Origin of the sequence: Bacteroides pyogenes DSM 20611 = JCM 6294 (assembly GCF_000428105.1) — a bacterium.
GTDB classification, from domain to species: Bacteria; Bacteroidota; Bacteroidia; order Bacteroidales; family Bacteroidaceae; genus Bacteroides; species Bacteroides pyogenes.
Genome location: NZ_ATZH01000014.1, coordinates 35560 through 58475, shown reverse-complemented (window position 1 = coordinate 58475; position 22916 = coordinate 35560). Strand labels below are relative to the sequence as shown.

At 48.8% G+C, this 22916-nt stretch carries 15 protein-coding genes and 1 pseudogene; 5 read left to right on the top strand and 11 right to left on the bottom strand.

Translation table 11 applies throughout. The annotated features are described in order from the left end of the window. Positions 1-102: 102 nt before the first annotated feature. From C234_RS18245 to trxB, 3 genes and pseudogenes are all read left to right on the top strand, one after another. Positions 103-1680 (top strand): annotated as a pseudogene (locus C234_RS18245) (DNA translocase FtsK); the annotation flags it as partial. Between the two features lie 18 nt (positions 1681-1698). Then, positions 1699-2346 (top strand): outer membrane lipoprotein periplasmic chaperone LolA1, encoded by a 648-nt coding sequence (gene lolA1 / locus C234_RS0104785; RefSeq protein WP_027324839.1) that lies wholly within the window; start codon positions 1699-1701, stop codon positions 2344-2346. Between the two features lie 72 nt (positions 2347-2418). After that, positions 2419-3366, top strand: a complete 948-nt coding sequence (trxB, locus tag C234_RS0104780) for a thioredoxin-disulfide reductase (protein ID WP_034536929.1) — start codon at positions 2419-2421, stop codon at positions 3364-3366. Positions 3367-3954: 588 nt separating this feature from the next. On the opposite strand, the gene C234_RS0104775 is transcribed toward trxB, so the two are convergent. From C234_RS0104775 to C234_RS0104730, 9 genes are all read right to left on the bottom strand, one after another. Continuing rightward, the gene (locus C234_RS0104775; protein ID WP_027324837.1) at positions 3955-4728 is read right to left on the bottom strand and encodes a prephenate dehydrogenase/arogenate dehydrogenase family protein; all 774 of its coding nucleotides are present in this window, start codon (positions 4726-4728) and stop codon (positions 3955-3957) included. 35 nt (positions 4729-4763) lie between these two features. After that, complete coding sequence (locus tag C234_RS0104770; protein WP_027324836.1) at positions 4764-5831, bottom strand: bifunctional 3-deoxy-7-phosphoheptulonate synthase/chorismate mutase type II; 1068 nt, start codon at positions 5829-5831, stop codon at positions 4764-4766. Positions 5832-5925: 94 nt separating this feature from the next. Beyond that, positions 5926-7104, bottom strand: a complete 1179-nt coding sequence (locus C234_RS0104765) for a pyridoxal phosphate-dependent aminotransferase (protein WP_027324835.1) — start codon at positions 7102-7104, stop codon at positions 5926-5928. Beyond that, positions 7079-7927: a prephenate dehydratase gene (locus C234_RS0104760; RefSeq protein ID WP_021646592.1), complete on the bottom strand. Its 849-nt coding sequence runs from the start codon at positions 7925-7927 to the stop codon at positions 7079-7081. Before C234_RS0104760 ends, C234_RS0104765 begins: the two co-directional genes overlap by 26 nt. A 630-nt stretch (positions 7928-8557) precedes the next feature. Further along, positions 8558-9112, bottom strand: a complete 555-nt coding sequence (locus tag C234_RS15845) for a hypothetical protein (protein ID WP_051290159.1) — start codon at positions 9110-9112, stop codon at positions 8558-8560. Positions 9113-9194: 82 nt separating this feature from the next. After that, on the bottom strand, positions 9195-10157 hold the full coding sequence (locus C234_RS0104745) for a tetratricopeptide repeat protein (protein WP_027324834.1): 963 nt from the start codon (positions 10155-10157) through the stop codon (positions 9195-9197). A gap of 39 nt (positions 10158-10196) precedes the next feature. Next, positions 10197-12101 carry a RecQ family ATP-dependent DNA helicase gene (locus C234_RS0104740; RefSeq protein ID WP_027324833.1) on the bottom strand — a complete coding sequence of 635 codons (1905 nt, stop codon included), beginning with the start codon at positions 12099-12101 and terminating at the stop codon, positions 10197-10199. Then, on the bottom strand, positions 12094-13812 hold the full coding sequence (gene recJ, locus C234_RS0104735) for a single-stranded-DNA-specific exonuclease RecJ (protein WP_027324832.1): 1719 nt from the start codon (positions 13810-13812) through the stop codon (positions 12094-12096). The genes C234_RS0104740 and recJ overlap by 8 nt, the downstream gene beginning before the upstream one ends. Before the next feature lie 367 nt (positions 13813-14179). Beyond that, positions 14180-14434 carry a type B 50S ribosomal protein L31 gene (locus C234_RS0104730; RefSeq protein ID WP_027324831.1) on the bottom strand — a complete coding sequence of 85 codons (255 nt, stop codon included), beginning with the start codon at positions 14432-14434 and terminating at the stop codon, positions 14180-14182. Positions 14435-14732: 298 nt separating this feature from the next. Between C234_RS0104730 and C234_RS0104720 the strand changes: the two genes are divergently transcribed. Continuing rightward, positions 14733-15737, top strand: a complete 1005-nt coding sequence (locus tag C234_RS0104720; RefSeq protein ID WP_021644499.1) for a class II fructose-bisphosphate aldolase — start codon at positions 14733-14735, stop codon at positions 15735-15737. 552 nt (positions 15738-16289) lie between these two features. Here the strand turns inward: C234_RS0104720 and C234_RS0104715 are convergent. Both C234_RS0104715 and C234_RS0104710 read right to left on the bottom strand, forming a co-directional pair. Further along, positions 16290-18971, bottom strand: coding sequence for a 4-alpha-glucanotransferase (locus C234_RS0104715; protein ID WP_027324830.1), 2682 nt, complete (start codon positions 18969-18971; stop codon positions 16290-16292). A 239-nt stretch (positions 18972-19210) separates the two neighbouring features. Further along, entirely contained in the window at positions 19211-21754 is a 2544-nt protein-coding gene (locus tag C234_RS0104710; protein WP_027324829.1) for an adenosylcobalamin-dependent ribonucleoside-diphosphate reductase, read from the bottom strand. A 286-nt stretch (positions 21755-22040) separates the two neighbouring features. Between C234_RS0104710 and C234_RS0104705 the strand changes: the two genes are divergently transcribed. Then, positions 22041-22784, top strand: a complete 744-nt coding sequence (locus tag C234_RS0104705) for an NADPH-dependent oxidoreductase (protein WP_027324828.1) — start codon at positions 22041-22043, stop codon at positions 22782-22784. Positions 22785-22916 lie beyond the last annotated feature (132 nt).

Sequence of the window (22916 nt, the reverse complement as noted above, 5' to 3'; positions counted from 1 at the left end):
AAAGGAGATACTCCGGAACCTCCGAATGGAAACGGTATTGCCATGACTATCGGACAAGTGCCGACCGAAGCAGATTTCGCAGCAGCTCAGGAAGAACGGTTCGACGAAGCCGAACCCGGATTTGAGGTTGAAAGCGCCGTCGAAGAAGAAGAGTATCGCGGGCCGGAACAGGAGCCTTATAATCCGACCAAAGATTTGGAAAACTATCGTTTCCCTACTGTCGACTTGATGAAGCATTTTGATAATGACGAACCAACCATTGACATGGAAGAGCAAAATGCGAATAAGGACAGAATCATCAATACGTTGCGGAGCTTCGGCATCGAGATCAGTACCATTAAAGCAACCGTAGGCCCTACGGTTACCTTATATGAGATAACTCCGGAGCAGGGAGTGCGTATTTCTAAAATCAGGGGACTCGAAGATGATATCGCATTGAGTCTTTCGGCGGACGGAATCCGTATCATTGCTCCCATACCGGGAAAAGGAACAATCGGTATCGAGGTGCCGAACAAAAATCCGAAGATTGTTTCGGGACAAAGCGTGATTGGCAGCAAGAAGTTTCAGGAATCCAAGTTTGAACTGCCGGTTGTTCTCGGAAAAACAATCACGAACGAGGTTTTCATGTTCGATCTCTGTAAAATGCCTCACGTATTGGTGGCGGGAGCGACGGGACAGGGTAAATCCGTGGGGCTGAATGCCATTATCACTTCTCTGCTTTACAAGAAGCATCCTGCCGAGCTGAAGTTTGTGCTGGTCGACCCCAAGAAGGTAGAGTTCAGCATCTATTCGGTGATTGAGAATCATTTCCTTGCCAAACTGCCCGATGAGGGAGAACCTATCATTACGGATGTGACCAAAGTGGTGCAGACGTTGAATTCGGTTTGTGTGGAAATGGATACTCGGTATGACCTGCTGAAAATGGCTCATGTGCGTAACATCAGAGAATACAACGAGAAGTTCATCAATCGCCGCCTGAATCCGGAAAAAGGACATAAATTCATGCCGTACATCGTTGTCGTAATCGATGAGTTCGGCGACTTGATCATGACTGCCGGCAAGGAGGTGGAACTTCCGATTGCGCGCATCGCTCAGTTGGCACGTGCGGTGGGTATTCACATGATTATTGCTACTCAGCGTCCGACCACGAACATCATTACAGGAACCATTAAGGCGAATTTCCCCGCCCGTATTGCTTTCCGTGTATCCGCCATGATGGACTCCCGCACCATTCTCGACCGTCCCGGTGCCAATCGGCTGATAGGTAAAGGCGATATGCTTTTCTTGCAAGGAGCCGATCCGGTGCGTGTGCAATGTGCTTTTATCGATACGCCGGAAGTGGAGGAGATTACCAGATACATCGCTCGTCAGCAAGGATATCCCACTGCTTTCTTTCTGCCTGAATATGTGAATGAAGAGAGCGGAGGCGAACCGGGTGATGTCGATATGGGACGCCTCGATCCGTTGTTCGAGGATGCCGCCCGCTTGGTGGTTATTCATCAGCAAGGGTCTACCTCATTAATCCAGCGTAAATTCTCGATCGGGTACAACCGTGCAGGAAGAATTATGGACCAATTGGAGAGAGCCGGCATTGTCGGTCCGGCACAAGGCAGTAAAGCCCGTGATGTGATGTGCGTGGATGACAATGACTTGGAAATGCGTTTGAACAATTTACAATAACAGTCCGTTTATTCAAAAATGAGAAAATATATCTTTAGTATTATAGTAGCTTTATTGTCTTTACCTGTGGCTGCCCAGCAACGGCAGCCGCAGGCTAAAACTGTTTTGGACAATGCGGCGGAAGCCTTTCGCAAAGCGGGAGGAGTTCAGGCCGAATTTGCGGTTAAGACGTATAACAACGGCCAATTGGAGAGCTTTTCCGATGGCTTGATTCGGTTGAAAGGCGAGAAATTTCTGCTGAAAACTTCGGAAGCGACAACTTGGTTCGACGGAACAACGCAATGGAGCTATATGGACGGCAGCGATGAAGTGAATATCAGTAACCCTACGCAGGAAGAACTTCGGACTATAAATCCGTACGCTTTATTATATAGTTACCGGAAAGGCTTCTCTTATGCCTTGGGGAAAGTTGCCGATTTTCATGGGAAGCCGGTTTTTGAAGTAATTCTGACGGCAACAGACCGGAAACAGAGTTTTTCGCGTATCGTTCTTTACGTAGCCCGGAATACTTATCAGCCGGTTTTTATTTCGCTTCAGCAGCCGGGAGCAAAAAACCGTTCCGAAATAACGGTTACCGCCTATCAAATCGGCAAGAAATATGCCGATGCCGATTTTGTGTTCGACAAAAAGAAGTTTCCGAAAGCAGAAATCATTGATTTGAGATAAGGCCGTTCTGTTCGGGCTTTTGTGCTTGGATGGGCGTATGATGGAAAGTAAATATAAAAAAGAAATAACGTGATGGAAATAGAAAAAGTAAAGTGTTTGATTATCGGGTCCGGACCGGCCGGTTACACTGCGGCGATTTATGCGGGACGCGCCAACCTGAATCCCGTGCTTTATGAAGGATTGCAACCGGGAGGCCAGTTGACAACGACCACAGATGTGGAGAATTTCCCCGGATATCCGGAAGGAATCAGCGGTCCGCAACTGATGGAAGACCTTCGCTCGCAGGCTGTTCGCTTCGGAGCGGATGTCCGTTTCGGCGTAGCTACCGCTTCAGACTTGAGCAAGGCTCCTTACAAAGTAACTATCGATGAGGAGAAAGTGATCGAAACCGATACGCTTATCATCTCTACCGGCGCGACAGCCAAATATTTGGGCCTGGATGACGAGAAGAAATATGCGGGCATGGGTGTGAGCGCTTGTGCTACATGCGACGGGTTCTTCTATCGTAAGAAAGTGGTTGCGGTAGTGGGCGGCGGTGATACGGCTTGCGAAGAAGCCATTTATCTGGCAGGTTTGGCCTCTAAAGTCTATCTGATTGTTCGCAAACCTTATTTGCGGGCTTCAAAGATTATGCAGGAACGTGTGATGGCTCATGAAAAGATCGAAATTCTTTTCGAACACAATGCCGTAGGGCTGTTCGGAGATGGAGGAGTGGAAGGCGTCAAGCTGGTGAAACGTTTGGGCGAGTCTGACGAAGAACGTTATGAATTGCCGATAGACGGCTTCTTCCTGGCAATCGGGCATAAGCCTAATTCGGATATATTCAAGCAATACCTCGATACCGACGAGGTGGGTTACATTCTTACGGAAGGAAACACACCGCGTACAAAGGTTCCGGGAGTTTTTGCGGCAGGCGATGTAGCCGACTCCCATTATCGTCAGGCAATTACTGCGGCAGGCAGCGGATGTAAGGCTGCGATTGAAGCCGAGCGCTATTTATCGGAAAAAGGGCTTCTTTAAGAAGAAACGCCGTGAGGGATAACGCCGATTGCCGTGAGTTACAATTTGCTTGCAACAAACAGGCGATGTTTTAAGATTGAAGCATTAGGCCGGTACCCGCTTGATGAATGTATATGCAGTAAGCAGGTCGATGTTTGGAATTGAAGCAGTAAGCCTGCACCTGTTTGGTGAATGTATGATGCAGTAAGCAGGGCGGTGTTTGGAATTGAAGCAGTAAGCCTGCACCTGTTTGGTGAATGTATGATGCAGTAAGCAGGGCGGCGTTTGAAATTGAAGCAGTAAGCCTGCACCCGCTTGGTGAATGTATAGTTCAGTAAGCAGGGCGGCGTTTGGAGCTAAAGCAGTAACCCCATGGCAATTCGATGAAGATATAGTGTAAAAAAGGCGGCGGTGCTTGAGAGAAAAGCCCGCCGCCTTTTTTTCAAAGCCCGCCGTGTTTGATTTCAAAGCCCGCCGCCTTTTTTTTAAAGCCCGCGGGCTTTTTTTCAGAGGCGGCGGGCTTTTTTTCTCTTGCCTAACGGCTTGTTTTTTTTACGGATTCCCCGAAGCGTCCGAAACGCTTCTATGGCCGTTTTCCTACTGTGTGCCTCATTTAATATTCTGCCGTATCTTAGCCAGATATTTCTTCATACCTTCGGCATCTTTGTTGGTGATGATTTCCAATAGCCGCTTCAGCTCCAAACGAATATTCTCCACTTGTCCCGGTGTGCGGGGATTGAATAAAATCTCCTGCAGCAGATAATCGTCTTCGCTCATCAGCCCTTTGGCAATAGCCATGTGCTTTTTGAAAGTAGTTCCCGGCGCTTCCTGATGTTTCATCACGGCGGCAAACACCAAAGTGGAGACGAATGGGATGGAGAGCGAGTAGGCTACAGTCCGGTCGTGCTCGTCGAATGTGTATTCGAAGATGTTTAAGCGCAGGGTCTGATAGAGATCTTTAAAGAAAATCTTGCCCAAGTGGTCGCCTTCGCTGATGATAATGGCGTTTTCGTTCCCCAGATTGCTTAAGCTGGCGAAGGTGGGGCCGAACATGGGATGAGTGGAAACATAACGAAAGCCGCTCTCTTCGTAAAACTTCTTCAGTCCGTTTTTCACGGAGGCGATGTCGCTGATGATGCAGTCTTTGGGCAACACGGGAAGCACTTTGCGAAAGGCGTCCAGCGTGTACTTCACCGTGGCGGCGTTGATGACCAGCTCCGGCTCGAAATCCCTGATTTCTTCCAGTGTGGTGAACCGATAGGTGTTGTAAACAAAGCGCAGTTGATGCGGATTGACGTCGAATACGGCCGTTTCGTGCCGGAAACTCAGTATGTCTGTAAAGAAGGAACCCATTTTTCCGGCTCCCAATATCAATATTCTCATATCTTTTTTCGATGTTTTACTAATGGGTGCATCTGTTATTGACCGTTGTTGATAATCTCCATCTGCTGGCGGACGGACTCCTCGTGAATGGCCTCGAATATACTCTTCATGAACTCGGCGTTCATTCCGCATTGTTCGCCCTGCGCTCCGCGCTTTTCGAGTATCTCGTTGTATCTTCCCGTTTGCAACACGGTGATTCCGTGCTCCTTCTTGTATGTGCCTATCTCTCGTGCAATGCGCATTCTTTTGGCGAGCTCCTGAATGATGTTGTCGTCACATTCGTCTATCTGTTTGCGAAGTTCCGAGAGGTTTTCGGTAGACTGTGTTTCGTTGCGGATGACCAAGAGGTTGAGTATGTATTCGAGTACGTCGGGAGTCACCTGTTGTGCGGCATCGCTCCATGCTTCATCGGGGTTGCAGTGGCTTTCTACGATGAGCCCGTCGAAATTCAGGTCCATGGCTTGCTGGCAAAGCGGAGCTATTAGTTCGCGCTTCCCTCCGATATGGCTCGGATCGCAGAAGATGGGCAGCTCCGGAATGCGGCGGCGCAACTCGATAGGAATGTGCCATTGAGGCAGATTGCGGTATATCTTTTTATCGTAACTGCTGAATCCGCGGTGAATGGCTCCCAGACGTTTCAGCCCCGCGTTGTTGATTCGTTCCAATGCTCCGATCCAAAGTTCGAGATCAGGGTTTACGGGATTTTTTACGAATACGGGAATGTCGACGCCTTTTAAAGCGTCTGCTATTTCCTGAACGGCAAAGGGGTTGGCTGTGGTGCGCGCTCCCACCCAAAGCATATCTATTCCTGCTTTTAGACACTCGTATACGTGCTTGGCAGTCGCTACTTCGGTAGAGACATACATGCCTGTTTCTTTTTTGACCTCTTTCAACCAGACAAGTCCTTCGACTCCAATTCCCTCGAAACCACCCGGTTTGGTGCGAGGCTTCCATATTCCGGCGCGGAATATCTTTTGTCCTTTGGCAGCCAATTGCCTGGCTGTGTTCATCACTTGCTCTTCTGTCTCCGCACTGCACGGTCCGGCGATGACAATGGGCCTTTTTACGTCGATGCCCGGTAATAGAATAGATTCCAGTTCCATATTTTTGTTTTTTTAGTTGACGAATGAATAAACCGACAAGCCGATACGCCTTCAGACCATATAAGGCAGTAACCGAATCTTTGTCTCCAATATCTTACATCCGGCGGATTCGCCGGAGGGCTTCCTCCAGCTTCTCCTCCTTGCAGCAGAGTGAAATGCGTATATATCTGGCTCCGTTGCTTCCGAAGATAAATCCCGGAGTGATAAACACGCGGGCCTCGTGCAAAACCTTTTCGGTCAGTTCTTCCACATCGTTGCACGAGTCGGGAATCTTTCCCCATAGGAACATGCCGACTTGCTTTTCGTCGTACCTGCACCCCAATGCCTGCATAATTTCTCCGGCAAGGCGGCGGCGGTTGCGGTAACGGCTGTTGTTTCCTTCGTACCAGATGCGGCCGGACTCAAGGGCCGTCGCGGCAGCCAGTTGCATGGCACGGAACATTCCGCTGTCTATATTGCTTTTCACTTTCAGTATCCATTGCACAAAGGTTGCGTTCGATGCCAGCATACCGATGCGCCATCCGGGCATGTTGTGGCTTTTGCTCATGGAGTTGAACTCTATGCAGCACTCTTTGGCTCCTGGTACGCTGAGAATGCTGACGGGATTTTCGTTCAGGATAAAGCTGTATGGATTGTCGTTCACAATCACAATCCCCTTCCGCCGCGCGAAGCTTACCAAGCGTTCGTACAGCTCGGGCGTGGCATTCGTGCCGGTGGGCATGTTCGGATAGTTCGTCCACATCAGCTTCACACGGCTCAGATCCATTTGTTCCAGAGATTCGAAATCGGGCAACCACCCGTTCTCTTCTTTCAGGTCGTAATAAACCACTTCGGCGCCCAGCAGTTTGCTCAAGGAACTGTATGTGGGATAGCCGGGATTAGGCACCAATACCTGCTCGCCGGGGTTGACAAATGCCAGCGTGACGTGGAGGATACCTTCTTTCGAACCGATCAGCGGTTGAATCTCCGTAGCCGGATCTAAGTCTACTCCGTACCAGCGGCTGTACCAATCGGCAAAACCTTTGCGAAGTTCGGGAATGCCCGTGTAAGGCTGGTAGCCGTGCCCGGCAGGGTCGTGCGCATTTCTGCACAGCGTCTCTATCGCCCTCTCCGAAGGCGGCATGTCGGGACTGCCGACGCCCAGGCTGATTACATCTTTCCCCTCCGCGTTCATTTGCGCCACTTCTTTCAGTTTTTTCGAGAAGTAGTATTCGCTCACGCCGTCCAACCGGCTCGCCGGAGCGATGTTATATGTTTGATTTTCCTTCTGCATATTCTCCTAAAATTTTAAGTTCTTTGGTCAATGGAGTAATTGCCGCTATGGCTTGTTTGTATCTCAGGTAATCGCCGAAAGCGATGTCCACATAAAATTGATATTCCCACTCCCGTCCGATGATGGGGAGAGACTGTATCTTGGTGAGGTTGATGTTGTAGAAAGAGAGGATGGAAAGAACCTGCGACAGGCTTCCTTCGGTGTGAGGCAGCATGAATACGATGCTTGCTTTGTCGGGCTTGGGGGTGCCATGCCCGCGAAGTTCGTCCGCCTGCCACGGGTCTGCCACGACAAGAAAGCGGGTGAAGTTGTGTTTGTTCGTTTCTATTCCCTCCTGAAGCACTTTCATTCCGTAGCGTTCCGCCGCTACTTTGGAGCAAATGGCCGCACGTCCTTTCAGGTTTTCGCGGCTGATGATTTCCGCGCTGCGGGCGGTGTCTTCACTCTCCACCACTTTCAGTTGCGGATGTCGGTTCAGAAACTCGCGGCATTGCATCAGAGCGATGGGGTGGGAGTTGACTTCCGTCAGGTCTTCCCAATCTTCATCGGGCAGGCAGACAAAGCTGTGCGAAATTCGCAGCTTATATTCGCCGATAATCTGCGTCCCGCTCTGTCGCAGCAACTCGTTGTTGTAGAGCAGGCTTCCGGCAATCGTGTTTTCGATGGCCAGCATCCCTATGGTCCGGCTGTCTTTGCGAACCGAAGCGAACACTTCTTCGAAAGTGGGACAACAGATTATTTCCAACTCTTCTCCTTCGAAGTAGTTGTGCGCCGCTATGTCGTGATAAGAACCGGTTGTTCCTTGAATGGCTATCTTTTTCATTGGTATACGATATGATATAAAAAAATCCCGCGTCCATAATCGGAGCGGGATTTATATGATTTATTCTTTCCTTTGGTCTTTAAGCATCACTGTCACTTGATACATACAAACTCCCGCTCTACTTTGTGATAAAAGTAAAAGTAAAAAAAGAAGTAATATGCATAAGTAAACGATTTCATCCGAATTTCAATTAGTGTTTCGATTTCTGAGGCAAAAGTAATAAAAAAACATTATATACAAGTAAAAAACAAAGTTTTTTTATTCTTTTCGGTTATTTAGAGTAAAAAAGGCAGATTGTGGAGGATTCGTAAGGGAAAGGAGCCTTGGAGCGCACCGGCGCTAGCTCCGTCATCGGTAAGGCGATGGTTCCGGGAACAGTGTGCGATAGCTTGAGATCGATGATGCCATGGCTCCGTGGCGGATGATGCGATGGTTCCGGGAACAGTGATGCGATAGCTTGAGATCGATGATACGATGGTTTCGTAATCGGGAAGAGAGTGGATTCCGGGCTTGTTTTCAACATTCATGCTACTGCCAAAGGTCTTTCGCCCGCTTCGGTGTTGTCGTCAGTCGGAACATCTTCACCTGCCGTAACGGTCGGTTCGTCTTTCGTCTGCTCCGGTGTTATCGTCAGTCGGGATCGGGTTTTGTATCCATTATTCTTTGGAGGTATCGTTCTCTTACTTTCGGATCTTCTGCGGGGTTGCCTATATCCACAATCTTATTCTCGCTGTTCACCAGAAAAGTTCGAAAAAGCGTGTCGGCAGGAAAACGATTTAGCTTGTAGAACACATTGTCTTCATCTATGCAAACCGGAAAGTTGAATGCCGATTGCCGAAGTTTGGCAATCATTTGCTCCCTGTTTTCGGGATGGAGATAGAAAAGGCAGGTGACTCTTCCTTTCGCTACCGGACGCAAAGCTTGCAGGAATGATTCCCATTCTTCGAGCCGTAACCGGTCTGAGGCGCATTGCAACGAGTCGATGTAGGTAACCACGGTATATTCGGTGCGCTTCAAGGAATACTTGCGTACGGAGTCGGCGTCGAACGATTCGAACACGCTGTCTGCCGGATAGTAGACGGTCTTTCCTGTCCATGCTTCCGTGAGCCGTGCTATCCGATGTTTGTCGGACTCCTTACATGAGAGCAGGAGTAGGGCGAAGATGAAGTAAAGAAGGCTTCTCATAAGGCACAGATTTATTTCTTGTTTCTTTGGATTACCAAGGTAGGGGGGACGTGTCTCCGCGTAAAGCGGGCAGGGCGCTTATTCAGAATATTCCCGGCAACGTTTCGGTGTTGGAGCCGATGTTTTTAAACTCTCCGCTCAACCGGGTCTCCTCCTTAGGACTCAGTTCCAATGATTTTTTCATGTCCTCTACAGAACCTTCCTTGTCTCCGTTCAGCAGTTTGGCACGTCCGCGTTCTTTATACGCTTCGGCGGAGTCGGGATTCAGGTCGATGGCTTCGTCGAATACGCGGATGGCTTCGGCCGGATCCTTTCGGCTGATGAGCAACTGTCCGAGATAAAGGTATCCCTGTTCGTTGAAAGGATTCATTTCCGTAACCAGCCGGTAGTCCGCTTCGGCTTCCTGTTCCAATCCGGTCGCCTCTTTGAGTTTTCCGCGCAGGAGAATGGCCGATTCTTCTTCCGGATTTTGGGAAAGCACGGCATCGATATCTTCTTCCGCGTCTTTGTATTGATTCATTTGCAGCAATGATTCCGCGCGCATCAGCCGGGCTTCTGTAAAGTCGTCTTTTAAAACAATGGCTTTAGTCAGATGCCCGATAGCCATAAGGTCGTCGTTCCGGCTTTTGCGGGCTTTCCCCAAAAGGAAGTGAGCGACTGCGTTCGCCTCTTCGATGCCGATTGCCCGGTTGGCTGCTTCTTCCATTCCCCGATAATCTTCCTGCATGTAGCAGACATTGGCGAGTGTAAGAAACGTATCCGCGAAATGAGGTTCCATTTTCCCCATCTTTTCGAGCAAAGTACGGGCTTTCTCCATTTCGCCCATCCCGATGTAAAGACGGCTGAGGTAACTCATCGTTTCGAACTCTTCTTCGATGGCAAGAGCTTCGGTAAAGCATTTCACTGCGTAATCGGGACGTCCCATGCGCTGAGCGCGCAAGCCGTCGAATTTGAATATCTCGAATTTCTTTCGGTCGTTTTTTTTCTTTTCACTTTCCGGAGTTTCCGACTTTCCGGAAAAGAAAGATTTAAAAAAGTTAGGCATGCTGTATCGTTTTTTAGGTTTCTCTGCAAAAATAGCAACTTATTTCGAAATATGTATCATTCCGTCTTGCATCTTCAGTTCTCCTTCTTCCAATAAGTAACGAACCACTTCGCTGATTCTCTCTTTTTCCGCTTCCATTGCATTGCTTATCTCTGCGGGAGTAAGAGGGTGTCGGGACAATTGATGAAGAATCCGGCGCTTCAGGTCTTCGAACGACGACTCTGTGAGCCGGTTTGTATTCCCCCTGTCGAGACAGACATCGCATTGTCCGCAATTGTGGTCGTTCTTCTCTCCGAAGTAACGCAGCAACATGCGGCTGCGGCATGCATGTTCGGAGACGACATACTCTTCCATCGCGCGGATGCGGGCTTCGTATCTTTCTTTCCGTTTTTCATATACGGAAGGAGGAATATGCATGTGCCTCAATTCCATCCGTTCGCGGGTGTATATTATATATGGTGTCTTTTTGCGGGGGATATAGTCTACGATACGTCGCCGGGTGAGCATGACCAATATGTTGTACACCTGTTGGCGGGTCAGCCCGGTACGTACCATGAGCGTTTCTTCGCTGATGTATGTGTAATCGGTGAAGACGCCGGTGTACGAACGGAGGATGGCCTGTATAAGTCCTTCTGTTTCCGCTCCTGTTTCCCGCAATTTGTACAGCTCGTCCCGTTGGATGGTGAAAAGAATGCGCGAAGCATTGTCTTGTTCGTCGGTGTATTCGAGATATCCTGCCTGTGTGAGAATCTTGAGCGCATTGTGCACCGGTACGGGGAAGTATTTGAACTTCCGGCAAAACTCTTCGAGGTTGAACTCGCGGACGCATTGAAAACCGTCGCCCATTGCCATCTGATAGTAGTATTGCAGGTGTTCGTACACATCAAGTATGTATTCTTTCGGCGGGAAAGTGTCGGCTATCCGTTTATGGAGCGCTGTTCTGTCCGACCGGGCATAAAGGATGACGGCATGGGCTTTCTCCCCGTCCCTTCCGGCGCGTCCCGCCTCCTGAAAGTAGGCTTCGGGAGAATCGGGCAAATCGAGGTGCAACACGATGCGTACATCGGGCTTGTCGATACCCATTCCGAAAGCGTTTGTAGCTACCATTACACGTACTTCCCCGTTTTGCCAGCGTTTCTGGCGGAGGTCTTTCACGGCATTGTCCAACCCCGCGTGATAGAAATCGGCGGTAATGCCTTCGTTTACCAAAAGCCCGGTGATTTCTTTCGTCCGCCGTCTGTTGCGCACATAGATAATGGCGCTGCCTTGTATCTTTCGCAGAATGCGCAGCATCTCTCCGGTCTTATCATCTGTTTTCCGCACCGAATAAGCCAGATTTTTGCGTTCGAAGCTCATGCGGAACACATTCGTCGCGGCAAACTTCAACCGTGTTTGAATGTCTTTCACCACTTCGGGAGTAGCGGTGGCGGTGAGCGCCAAAACGGGAACACCGGGCAGCATGTCTCTTATTTCCGCTATTTTCAGGTAAGCAGGGCGGAAGTCGTATCCCCATTGCGAGATGCAGTGGCTTTCGTCTACTGTAATCATGGAGACTTTCATTGCCCGCAGCTTGATGCGGAATATCTCCGTGTCCAACCGTTCGGGCGATATGTAGAGAAACTTGTAATCGCCGAAGATGCAGTTCTCCAGCGCGGTGATAATCTCTTGCCGTGTCATTCCGGAATATACGGCAACCGCCTTGATGCCCCGTTTACGCAGATTCTGCACCTGGTCTTTCATCAAGGCGATAAGAGGCGTGATGACGATGCACAATCCTGCTTTCGCAAGGGCGGGTACCTGGAATGTGATGGACTTACCGCCTCCGGTAGGCATCAATCCCAATGTGTCTTTGCCTTCGCCGATACTGTCGATGATTTCTTCCTGCAGGTGGCGGAAAGAGTCGTATCCCCAATATTGCTTTAATATTTCCCGGTATTTATTCAATCGGCTTTATATCCTCAATCTGCAGTTGGACTTCGCCCCGCTTGTGGGTGTTTTCTTCGATGGTGTAGCAGATGTCGAACGAGCGTTTCGTCTTGATGTAGCGCACGTGCGAACTTTGTCCGAAAGCGATGCCGTTCATTACGTTGTTCGATTTGTTGTCCACCAGTTCGAGTTTGATATGTTCTTGTTCGCGTCCCACCACCTTGCTCGTTCCGTAGTCGTACACATGATGCGTGCAGAATATCGGTTTGCTGTTTTCGGGTCCGAACGGATTGAATTTCTTCAGGTCGCTGAAGAATTTGGGAGTGATATCCTTGAAATCTATCTCTGCATCGATATCTATCACCGGGCTCGTCTGCTCCGGCAAGATGTTCTGCGACACATACTCTTCGAACCGTTGGACGAAGGCTTCCACATTCTCCACCTTCATCGACAACCCTGCCGCATAAGTGTGCCCGCCGAAGTTATCCAGAAGATCGCGGCAATATTCGATGGCTTTATAAACATCGAATCCGGATACGGAACGCGCGGAACCTGTCGCCGTATCGTCGGTACGTGTCAATACCACCGCCGGGCGATAGTAAACTTCCGTAAGCCGTGAGGCGACGATACCTATGACCCCCTTGTGCCACTCTTCGTTGAAGAGCACGATAGACCGCCGGTCGGCAAGTCCGTCTAAGTGGCTGACAATACGGTTCGCCTCCTCCGTCATGCTTTTGTCGAGGTCTTTGCGTGTTTCGTTATACTGGTTGATTTGTCCGGCTTTCTCCAGCGCTGTCGAGAAGTCCTTTTCCGTCAGCAGGTCGACAGCCTCTTTCCCGCTTTGTATACGTCCGGAGGCATTGATGCGCGGTCCGATTTTGAATACAATGTCGCTGATCGTGATTTCCCGTTCCGACAATCCGCACACATCGATGATTGCCTTAATGCCGATGCTGGGATTGCTGTTGAGCTGTTTCAGTCCGTGGAAAGCCAAGATACGGTTCTCGCCCATGATAGGCACAATGTCTGAGGCGATGCTCACTGCTACCAGATCGAGCAGGGGAATGAGGTGGTGAAATTCGATGCCGTTGTTCATGGCGAATGCCTGCATGAACTTGAAACCCACTCCGCACCCCGAAAGATGTGTGTAGGGATACGTGTTGTCCGGGCGTTTGGCGTTCAGTATCGCTACGGCAGGCGGCAGAACATCGTCCGGCACATGGTGGTCGCAGATGATAAAGTCGATGCCTTTCTCTTTGGCATACGTAATCTCTTCCACTGCTTTGATTCCGCAGTCGAGCACAATAATCAGCCCTACGCCGGTTTCGGCGGCATAGTCTATCCCTTGTCTGGAAACTCCATATCCTTCACTATAGCGGTCGGGTATGTAGTAGTCGATGTTCGAATAGAACTGTTGGATGAACTTGTAAACCAAAGCTACGGCAGTAGTTCCGTCTACGTCGTAGTCTCCGTAAACCAAAATACGCTCTTTCTTTCCCATCGCCTTGTTGAGGCGCTCCACTGCAATATCCATATCTTTCATCAGAAACGGATTGTGCAAGTCGGGCAACTGCGGGCGGAAAAACTTCCGGGCATCTGCCGCTTCCGTTATTTCGCGTTGCACCAGAAGTTGTGCAAGTATAGGGCTAATCCCTAACTCTTGAGCTAATTTCCGGCTTTTCTCCGCCTGTTCGGGTGTAATGGGTCGATAATTCCATTTGTGATTCATTTTTATATATTGTTTTTTCTTTCTCTGTTCTCAGGGTTGGAAAAAGCATAATTTCCCAACGAGGGGTAAAAGTACGAAAAAAACCGGACGCCCGGATTAGATATATTGAAAATATTTCAGAAAGAAATGAAATAAGCGTGTATCGGAAGTCTTCATTCGCTTTCAGAAATACCTGAATATATCCTCTGCAAAGCGATGGCAAAAGTTGCGGAAAAGCCTATTCGCCTTTATGGGAACTGCGGGCGGACTTGCAAAAAAAATATAGAAGTACGCGCATGTGTCCTTTTGTCGCCTGTCATAAAAGGCAAAAAGAAAGGGACTGCCCGTATGTCGGACAATCCCTTCGTCTCATTCTAAAAAGATAGAATTATTTCTTTTTACGGTTACCGTAGCGGCTCATGAACTTGTCGACACGGCCGGCGGTGTCTACCAACGTAGATTTACCTGTATAGAACGGGTGTGACGTGTTCGAGATTTCAATCTTCAGCAACGGATATGTTTCGCCTTCGAATTCGATGGTCTCTTTGGTTGCTACAGTTGATTTCGACAAAAACATATCGCCGTTTGACATATCTTTGAACACTACCGGACGGTATGATTCTGGATGAAGACCTTTTTTCATTTCAGTATCTGCTTTTAAAAATTATATATTCTGTTACTATTTTGGTAAGAAATAGTGTAATGGTCATTTTCAGTGCGCAAAGATAATGCATTTCAACGAAATAGCAAAGAAAAAGAATCAAAAAGAAAAGTTTGTCACGCAGAGGTGGCAATAACCCGCGGAAATATCTTTTAATATATTGAAATAGGATTAAATTATTATTATCAATGAGATATTTCCACGTTCTCTTTTTTCTATTAAAAGGATTATTTCTACCTTTGCGTAGAATTTTATTCACTAACAATAAACTTTAAACAAAATGATTAATTACAAAGATTTAGGCCTGGTAAATACCAGAGAGATGTTTGCAAAGGCTATCAAAGGCGGATATGCTATCCCTGCTTTCAACTTCAACAACATGGAGCAGTTGCAAGCCATCATCAAGGCTGCAGTCGAGACTAAATCTCCGGTGATTTTGCAAGTTTCGAAAGGAGCCCGTCAATATGCCAACCAGACTTTGCTGCGTTATATGGCGGAAGGCGCTGTGCAATACGCAAAGGAACTGGGATGCGAAAAGCCGGAAATCGTTCTTCACCTCGATCACGGAGACTCTTTCGAAACCTGCAAATCTTGTATCGATATGGGATTCTCTTCGGTTATGATCGATGGTTCTCACCTTCCTTACGATGAAAACGTTGCGTTGACCAAGAAAGTGGTTGAATACGCTCATCAGTTCGATGTGACTGTAGAGGGCGAGCTGGGTGTATTGGCCGGTGTGGAAGATGATGTTTCCGCAGACCACCATACATATACCGAGCCGGATGAAGTGGTTGATTTCGTTACGAAGACCGGTTGCGACAGCTTGGCTATTTCTATCGGAACTTCTCACGGAGCTTACAAATTTACTCCGGAACAATGTCATGTAGATCCGGCAACAGGCCGTATGGTTCCTCCTCCTTTGGCATTCGACGTGTTGGATGCTGTGATGAAAGAGTTGCCCGGATTCCCCATCGTTCTGCACGGTTCTTCTTCCGTTCCTCAGGAAGAGGTGGAAACGATCAACAAATTCGGTGGAGCGTTGAAGGCTGCTATCGGTATTCCCGAAGAGTGGTTGCGCAAAGCTGCTAAATCTGCGGTTTGCAAAATCAATATCGACTCCGACTCACGTCTGGCTATGACGGCTGCTATTCGTCGTGTGTTTGCTGAGAAACCGGCTGAATTCGACCCCCGCAAGTATCTGGGACCGGCTCGCGACAGCATGGAGAAACTGTACAAGCACAAGATCATCAACGTGTTGGGCTCAGACAATAAGTTGGCTGAATAATAAATATACTTTTAATATATGATTGGATGAAGGCTGTAACTGTCGATGGCGGTTACAGCCTTTTCTTATTGTAGCGGGGCTGTTCGATGAGTTGTGGAATGCAGCGGCGGGGGAGGACGAAAGCTGCTGTTGCAGGAGAGTGGTTTCGTTTCGTTCGAATAAATGTTCTGCTTGTTTCAATCGGTGTCAGTTTTCTGTTCAGGTAAAAGTTGTGCTTGTCTCAACCGCCGGCAGTATTGTGCTCAGCTAAGGGCTTTGCCTGCTTCAACCGGCGGCAGTATTTCTGTTCAGATAGAAGCTCTGTCGGTTTCAATCAGAGGCTTCGTTTCCTCTAAATAAAAGCTCTGCTTGTTTCAATCAGAGGCTTTATTTTCCTCAAACAAAGGTTCTGTTGGTTTCAATCGGAAACTGCGTTTTTCGTCTGGCGACTTTCTTTTTTGAAACTCATAGCCTTATGAGCCGGCGGGCGTGCGGTGTTGTGTGCGTGGATACTCACTCTTGCCGGATGGATCAGTTGAACTCCGGGGACACACCGCCGGTTCGAAAGCGTGCTTATTTCTTCGGATTTCTGCCGGTGTACTTAATCAGTTCACGTATCTTTTTATTAAGCTCCTCCGCCTGCATCAGCTCCTCCAGCGTGAGGTGCATCCGGTATCGCCAATAATGGCTCGGGTTCGACGGAATGTTGATACGCTCTTCCCGTACGTCCGGGTTTCTCAGCTTCTTGTCGATGGAAAGCCAGTCTTGCAGCGACAGGATGCAGAACATGGAGCGGCTGCCCAGATGATCTCTGATTACTTCTTCGCATAATTCCGGCGTGGCAGACGCAGGAGCGTTGCCGTAGTGCCCCAATACGTCCCGGTAATAACGCTGTATCTGCTGATGGTCTTCTTCCCACCAGCCTCGCAAAGTCGACATGTCGTGTGTGGAGACGGTGCACACCGATGGGTAGGGATATGTTTCGGGGCGTCCGAATTCGTGCGCCGGATCCTTGGGCATTCGCTGTATCTCCAGACTGAGAATGCGAAGCTCGTTCATCACCCAAGGCACGCAGTGGGGAATCATCCCCAGATCTTCGCCGCAGATGAGCATGCGGGTGGCTTGCGTAAGCTGCGGCAGTTTCTTCATGGCTTGCTGCTGCCAGAAAAGGTCGTGCCGATGGTAGTAATACCGGTCGTACAATTTGTCGAAGGCCGCTTTCTCTTCATGGCTCAACGCATGGTACACAAAATCGCGTTGCACGCCTATGCGCGGGTGATACTTGCCTTCTTCTTTCGGGTCGGGAATGAACAATACGTTGCTGATGAGGCTGTAAAGCCCTTCCTTTATCTCTGTGTCGGAGTCTGTTGCCTTGTCCGCGAAAAAGGTTTCCACTTGCCGTTGCATCTCGAAACCTTTTCTCATCCGGTACAATCCCGCTTCGCCTGTCGGTTCGATGAAGGCGGCTTTCACCGATTCGGTGTGGCGGCCGAAGATCTGATGAAGAAACGATTCGTGGATGTAGGGGCTGAGCAACTCTTCGCGGAAGCCGATGCCGTAGCTTTCTATCTCTTCCCGGCTCATGGGGATGGAGGGTACGAACCGCCCCAGCAGACCGTGTACGGCGTGCATGGGAATCTCCCAGATGCGGAAGAAGCCGAGGATGTGGTCGATCCGGTAAGCGTCGAAATACTCTGCCATTTTGCGGAAACGCTTCATCCACCAGGCGTAACCGTCTTTTTCCATCGCCTCCCAATTGTAAGTGGGGAATCCCCAGTTCTGTCCGTTCTGCGAGAAGTCGTCGGGCGGCGCGCCCGCTTGTCCGTTCATGTTGAAATAATGCGGCTCTGTCCATGCCTCTACACTGTTGCGGCTGATGCCTATCGGAATGTCTCCTTTCAGTACTACACCGTTTCGGCGTGCATATTCCGTTGCACGGGTCAACTGCCTGTGCAGGTGATATTGAACGAAGTAATGAATCGCTATTTCGGGGTATATGCCGGAATCGGGGCGGCACATCGCGGCGATTTCTTCCGGTTCGAACACTGCGTGTCGGGGCCATTGCCGGAAGTCGGGCGTACCGTATTTGTCGCGCAGGTAGCTGAATGCGGCGTAGGGCAGAAGCCACTCTTTGTTCGATTCGAAAAATGCTTCGAACGCTCTCGAACGCAGCGTCTTTTCGCCTTCTTGCGCGAAGATGAGCCGGAAAAACCCCCATTTGTTCCGGTTCACAGCCTCGTAATCTACCGAATTCAGGCTGTTCAGTTCCTGCTGCTTCTTTTCGAAAGCGGCAGCCGCCTCTTTGTCCTTCAGCTTTCCCATCCGGCTGATGTCGGCATACATCGGGTGCAGGGCGTAGATCGAAATGCTGTTGTACGGATAAGAGTCTGTCCATGTGTGCGTCATCGTCGTGTCGTTGATGGGCAGAATCTGTATAATCTTCTGGTTGGTGCTTACCGCCCAGTCGGTCAGACGTTCCAAATCGCCGAAGTCGCCCACTCCGAAGCTCTGTTCCGACCTCAGCGAGAAAAGGGGCACGGCCGTACCGGCTCCTTTCCACAGCGGCGTGTCGAAAAAAACATACCGGTCGGAAATGACGATGGATTCATTGGCCTTCAGTGACGGAGCTGCCAAATAGCGGTTGGGGTTGTTTTCCCAGCAATCTGCCTGCTTCTGTTGCTTGTTATACAGCACAAACTTATATTCTAACGGGAACTTCAGTTTGGAAGCGTCGAGTTCCGCTTGCCACTCGGGGAAGTTCGCGTCGCTCATCAATACGGCTTTGTCGGGGTCCCAGTTTCCCAGGCACTTTTGGTTTCCGCAAATGCCGAGGCAGTAATTGTCATCGATACGGGGCGCGTATGCCTTTATTATCAGACCCTTGTTGTAACTTGGCGGGAGGGCATCCCTGTGGGGATGCGCCAGAAGAATATCGGTGAAAGCGGAGCTGTAGTAGTACAGCTGTTCGGGAATGTTTTTCCAACAATCGTGTATCCGGTATCGCTTTTTGGAAGAACCCGACAGGAAAAGGCTTCGTTTCAGATGGTTCCACTCTTTCCGTGTCACTGTGCCGTTTTCTTCTATCCGGTAGTTGTAATGAATCGTTGCGCCTTCTTCGGGGATTTCGAGCTCTATTTCGGTCGTCCAATGTATGCCGTCTGTGGTCTGTAAAGCGACGGGATGGGGGAACAGACCGGCTATTTTTACTTCTTCGCCCCAATTGGTGCGGTATTCTATATGAAATGATACGTGCATTTATCGACTGCTTTTTCGGGTTAACGACTAATGTCGGTGCAAGTATAAGATAATTTTCCGAGAAAAATAAAGCGGTTGCGGTAAAAAAGAACCGTTATGCCGCTAAAAACTCGGATTCATGCGGATTTGCATAAGCCGAACTTGGCGTTTTTACATCAATCCGTATGAATCCGAGTTTTAAAGCAGGCGGCAATGAGTCTTACAGTGCGTTTCTGTTTCGTACGCTATTCCTGTTTTTTTTATCCGCACCTTGAAGCGCCGCAAGTTTTACAGATCAGGCAACCTTCCTGATATACCAGAGTCTCGTTTCCGCAATTCGGGCATTTTTTGCCTTTGGCTTCCGTTCCGTCTTGTACATACTTCTTCAAAGCGCGTTCTACACCGTTCTTCCAAGTGTTGATGCTCTCGCTGTTCAATTGCAGTGAACTTACGAGTTTGATAACTTGCTCAATCGGCATCCGGTAACGAAGTACTCCCGAGATCAGTTTCGCATAGTTCCAATACTCTTTGTTGAACTTTTCGGACAATCCTTCGATCGTTGTTTTGTATCCCCGCTTGTTCTCAAACTGGAAATCGTAGCGTTTGTTTCCTTCCTCGTCCACATTCTTGATGATGCGTCCCATCGTTACGCTCTTGGGTAATAAAATCCCTTCATCATCGTCTTGCAATCCGGTGAATATCTCGTACGGATGTCCGTCCATCAAGCCGACAAATGCCACCCATTTCTCTTTGTTGTTCTGAAAACGTACCACATCAGCTTCCAGCACTTTGGGGCGTACTTCCACCACTGTGGGGGGCTTGCACGGAGGAAGCTCGTCGTCTTTCTTCTTTTCCGCTTTTGCTGCGATCAGAACTCCCGAACGCGATCCGTCGCGATATACGGTGCAACCTTTGCACCCTGAGCGCCATGCTTCCACATAGAGGCGGTTCACCAAGTCTTCGTCCACATCGTTCGGCAGATTGATCGTTACACTGATGGAGTGGTCTACCCATTTCTGTATCTTTCCCTGCATTCTGACCTTCATCAGCCAGTCGACATCGTTGGAAGTGGCTTTGTAGTAAGGCGATTTCGCCACCAATTGGTCCACTTCTTCTTGTGTATATCGCTTGGCAGGGTCGTATCCGTTAGCCTCCATCCACGTCACAAACTTATGGTGGAACACGATATATTCCTCGAAAGCGTCGCCGGTTTCATCCACAAAATCCACGCGTACATTGGTATCATTCGGGTTCACCTTCCTTCTACGCTTGTACACGGGCAAGAATACCGGTTCGATTCCCGAAGTGGTTTGCGTCATTAAGCTGGTTGTTCCTGTCGGGGCGATAGTCAGGCAAGCGATGTTGCGCCGTCCGTATTTCTTCATGTCTTCGTATAGCTGCGGATCGGCTTCAGCCAGACGCCTGATGAACGGGTTGTTCTGTTCGCGTTCGCTGCTGTAAACTTCAAACGCTCCCCGCTCTTTCGCCATGTCTACGGATGAACGGTAAGCGCACAAGGCGATTGTTTTATGTACTTCCTCCGAAAACTCGGTAGCCTCTTCCGTACCGTAGCGAAGTCCTAAGGCTGCCAGCATGTCTCCTTCCGCAGTGATGCCTACACCTGTCCGGCGTCCCTGTCCGCTTTTCTTGTAAATCTTTTCCCAAAGCAAGCGCTCCGAGTGTTTCACCTCTTCGCTTTCAGGGTCGGCGTCAATCTTATGCATGATGCTCTCGATCTTTTCCAACTCGAGATCGATGATGTCGTCCATGATGCGTTGTGCCAGAGCTACGTGCTTCTTAAACAAGTTGAAGTCGAAATAAGCGTCCGGCTTGAATGGATTCACTACGTAAGAATATAGGTTGATAGCCAGCAAACGGCAGGAGTCATAGGGGCACAAGGGTATTTCTCCGCAAGGATTTGTCGATACGGTCCTGTATCCTAAGTCGGCATAGCAATCGGGTACGGACTCGCGAATGATGGTATCCCAGAAGAGGACTCCGGGTTCTGCCGACTTCCATGCGTTGTGTACAATTTTCTTCCACAAAGTGGAAGCGTCTATTTCCTTCGTCACTTTCGGGTTCGGTGAGTCGATAGGGTATTGCTGAATGTATGGTTTCCCGTCTACCGCCGCCTGCATAAAGGCGTCGTCCAACTTCACGGAGACATTCGCTCCGGTTACTTTCCCCTCGGTCATTTTAGCGTCGATGAAAGCTTCCGAGTCGGGATGCTTGATTGAAACACTCAGCATGAGTGCTCCCCGTCGCCCGTCTTGCGCTACTTCCCGGGTGGAGTTCGAATAACGTTCCATGAAAGGAACCAGTCCGGTGGAAGTCAGTGCCGAGTTTTTCACAGGAGAACCTTTCGGGCGTATGTGCGATAAATCGTGTCCTACGCCTCCTCTCCGTTTCATCAGTTGTACCTGTTCCTCGTCGATTTTGATGATGGCGCCGTACGAATCGGCAGAGCCGTCTACTCCGATAACAAAACAGTTGGACAGTGAAGCTACCTGGTAATCATTGCCGATACCGGTCATCGGACTTCCTTGAGGAACGATGTACTTGAAGTGATCGAGCAAGTCGTAAAGCTCTTTTGCCGTGAGTCCGTTGGGGTACTTCGCTTCGATGCGGGCTACTTCGTTGGCTATTCTCCAATGCATGTCTTCCGGAGACTTTTCGTAGATATTTCCGAAAGAATCCTTTACTGCATATTTGTTTACCCACACTCTTGCAGCAAGCTCATCGCCTTGAAAATATCGTAAAGATTCTTCATAGGCTTCTTCGTAAGAATAAGTTTGTTTTTCCACGATTTCTATATCTTAGATTTTTTGTTCAATAAGTAATGTGCGTAGAAGTTTACTTATCATTAACAAATGTGTTTGCAAAGCTAAGAATGTTTTTTAATCTTTCAAAATAAAAAGGAATGATTTTATGAACAGGTTGTAAGTTTTCCATTTTAAAATGTTAATTGATTGTTTATCAGCGTTGTATGAATCCTTGTAGATGCGGAAAGTTTTCCAAAAAGAAAATTGCTATATTATTGGAATAACATAAAATGTTCTTTCTTTTTTTGTATCTTTGCAAAAAAAAGATATGATTGAAACTGTCAGAAACAGAAGGACTATCCGGAAGTATCTGTCTGAGGATATTCCCGTAGATTTGTTAAATGATTTGCTTGAAACTTCTTTTCGTGCCTCTACTATGGGAGGCATGCAGCTTTACAGCGTAGTGGTTACTCGCGATGCGGAAATGAAAAGTCTGCTTTCGCCTGCCCATTTTCATCAACCGATGGTTGAGGAGGCTCCGGTGGTATTGACTTTTTGCGCGGATTTTCGGCGGTTCAGCCTATGGTGTGAGCAACGGAAAGCTGTGCCGGGATATAATAATCTGATGTCTTTCATGAATGCGGCTATGGACACGTTATTGGTGGCTCAGACATTTTGCACATTGGCAGAAGAAAAGGGATTGGGGATTTGTTATTTGGGAACAACTACTTATAACCCTCAAATGATTATTGATGCGCTTCGATTGCCGGAGTTGGTATTCCCTGTGACAACAGTTACGGTGGGTTATCCCGACGAAATGCCGCCTCAAGTTGATCGTTTGTCTCGGGAAGCGATTGTGCATCAAGAGTTTTATCGCGATTACACGTCGGATGATATTGACCGGATCTATGCTTGCAAAGAATCGTTGCCGGTGAACAAGCAATTTGTGGTGGAGAATGGAAAAGAAACTTTGGCTCAAGTGTTTACTGATGTCCGTTATACCCAAAAAGATAATGAGTTTATGTCTGAGAATCTGTTGAAGGTGCTTCGCAAGCAAGGTTTCTTCCTTTAATCTCTATTGCATCTTGTTGATGTGGGGGCTTTGCAAGGCTATCGTTTGAAAGCTTTCGCGGGGCTTGCTTGTAGTGGTCCGGGCTTGTTTAAGGTCGAAGATGCTCGCGAGAGTTCCGCCAAACTTTCGTAC